Genomic DNA, 2,385 nt, shown 5'->3' with positions numbered 1-2,385 from the left:
CCGTAGTCGCTGGGTCTAGACCCGAAGCGAAGTGATCTAGCCATGGGCAGGTTGAAGCGCGGGTAAGACCGCGTGGAGGACCGAACCCACCAGGGTTGAAAACCTGGGGGATGACCTGTGGTTAGGGGTGAAAGGCCAATCAAACTTCGTGATAGCTGGTTCTCCCCGAAATGCATTTAGGTGCAGCGTCACGTGTTTCTTGCCGGAGGTAGAGCTACTGGATGGCCGATGGGCCCTACAAGGTTACTGACGTCAGCCAAACTCCGAATGCCGGTAAGTGGAAGCGTGGCAGTGAGACTGCGGGGGATAAGCTCCGTAGTCGAGAGGGAAACAGCCCAGACCACCGGCTAAGGCCCCTAAGCGTGTGCTAAGTGGGAAAGGATGTGGAGTTGCACAGACAACCAGGAGGTTGGCTTAGAAGCAGCCACCCTTGAAAGAGTGCGTAATAGCTCACTGGTCAAGTGATTCCGCGCCGACAATGTAGCGGGGCTCAAGTACACCGCCGAAGCCGTGGCATCTGCGCTCAACTCAGGCCTTCGTGGTCCAGAGGCGCAGGTGGGTAGGGGAGCGTCGTGTGGGCAGTGAAGCCGCGGGGGAACCCAGTGGTGGAGCCCACACGAGTGAGAATGCAGGCATGAGTAGCGAAAGACGGGTGAGAAACCCGTCCGCCGAATGACCAAGGGTTCCAGGGCCAGGTTAATCCGCCCTGGGTAAGTCGGGACCTAAGGCGAGGCCGACAGGCGTAGTCGATGGACAAGGAGTTGATATTCTCCTACCGGCGAAGAACCGCCCATACCGAGCCCGGTGATGCTGACCGCCCAAACCTGCCCGCCGACCCTTCGGGGTCATGTGGCAGGGGCGCGCGGGACCCAATCCGGTAGTAGGTAAGCGTATTAACAGGGGTGACGCAGGAAGGTAGCCCGGCGTGGCGATGGTAGACCACGTCCAAGGCTGTAGGCCGTCTGGTAGGCAAATCCGCCAGGCATGAAGGCTGAGAGCTGACGGTGAGCGCACAAGCGCGAACTGGGTGATCCTATGCTGCCAAGAAAAGCCTCGGCGCGAGGTTCTAGCCGCCCGTACCCCAAACCGACTCAGGTGGTCAGGTAGAGAATACTAAGGCGATCGAGAGAATCGTGGTTAAGGAACTCGGCAAAATGCCCCCGTAACTTCGGGAGAAGGGGGGCCTGAAGCGTGAACACCCTCGCGGTGGGAGCGTGGACGGCCGCAGAGACCAGGGAGAAGCGACTGTTTACTAAAAACACAGGTCCGTGCGAAGTCGCAAGACGATGTATACGGACTGACGCCTGCCCGGTGCTGGAAGGTTAAGAGGACGGGTCAACCCTTCGGGGTGAAGCTCAGAATTTAAGCCCCAGTAAACGGCGGTGGTAACTATAACCATCCTAAGGTAGCGAAATTCCTTGTCGGGTAAGTTCCGACCTGCACGAATGGCGTAACGACTTCTCCGCTGTCTCAACCGCGAACTCGGCGAAATTGCACTACGAGTAAAGATGCTCGTTACGCGCAGCAGGACGGAAAGACCCCGGGACCTTTACTATAGCTTGGTATTGGTGTTCGGTGCGGCTTGTGTAGGATAGGTGGGAGACTGTGAAGCCCGTACGCCAGTGCGGGTGGAGTCAACGTTGAAATACCACTCTGGCCGCTTCGGATGTCTAACCTCGGTCCGTGATCCGGACCAGGGACAGTGCCTGGTGGGTAGTTTAACTGGGGCGGTTGCCTCCTAAAATGTAACGGAGGCGCTCAAAGGTTCCCTCAGCCTGGTTGGCAATCAGGTGTCGAGTGCAAGTGCACAAGGGAGCTTGACTGTGAGACTGACAGGTCGAGCAGGGACGAAAGTCGGAACTAGTGATCCGGCGGTGGCTTGTGGAAGCGCCGTCGCTCAACGGATAAAAGGTACCCCGGGGATAACAGGCTGATCTTGCCCAAGAGTCCATATCGACGGCATGGTTTGGCACCTCGATGTCGGCTCGTCGCATCCTGGGGCTGGAGTAGGTCCCAAGGGTTGGGCTGTTCGCCCATTAAAGCGGTACGCGAGCTGGGTTTAGAACGTCGTGAGACAGTTCGGTCCCTATCCGCTGCGCGCGCAGGAAACTTGAGAAGGGCTGTCCCTAGTACGAGAGGACCGGGACGGACGAACCTCTGGTGTGCCAGTTGTTCCGCCAGGAGCACCGCTGGTTGGCTACGTTCGGAAGGGATAACCGCTGAAAGCATCTAAGCGGGAAGCCTGCTTCAAGATGAGGTTTCCATACCCTACGGGGTGAGAGGCACCCAGCAGAACACTGGGTCGATAGGCCGGACGTGGAAGCGGGGACGAAAGACCCGTGCAGCTGACCGGTACTAATCAGCCGACAACTTCAACACCAACAC

Annotated in this window: 1 rRNA gene; it reads left to right on the top strand. The window is 58.3% G+C overall.

What is annotated here, in order from left to right:
* Positions 1-2,379, top strand: a 23S ribosomal RNA gene (locus ACFC2L_RS20165); the annotation flags it as partial.
* Between the last annotated feature and the right edge of the window lie 6 nt (positions 2,380-2,385).

The sequence above is a fragment of the Cellulosimicrobium sp. NPDC055967 genome, assembly GCF_042269845.1.
GTDB lineage: Bacteria > Actinomycetota > Actinomycetes > Actinomycetales > Cellulomonadaceae > Cellulosimicrobium.
Note: the sequence above shows the minus strand (reverse complement) of the source record. Positions and strands in the feature narration are given on the sequence as shown.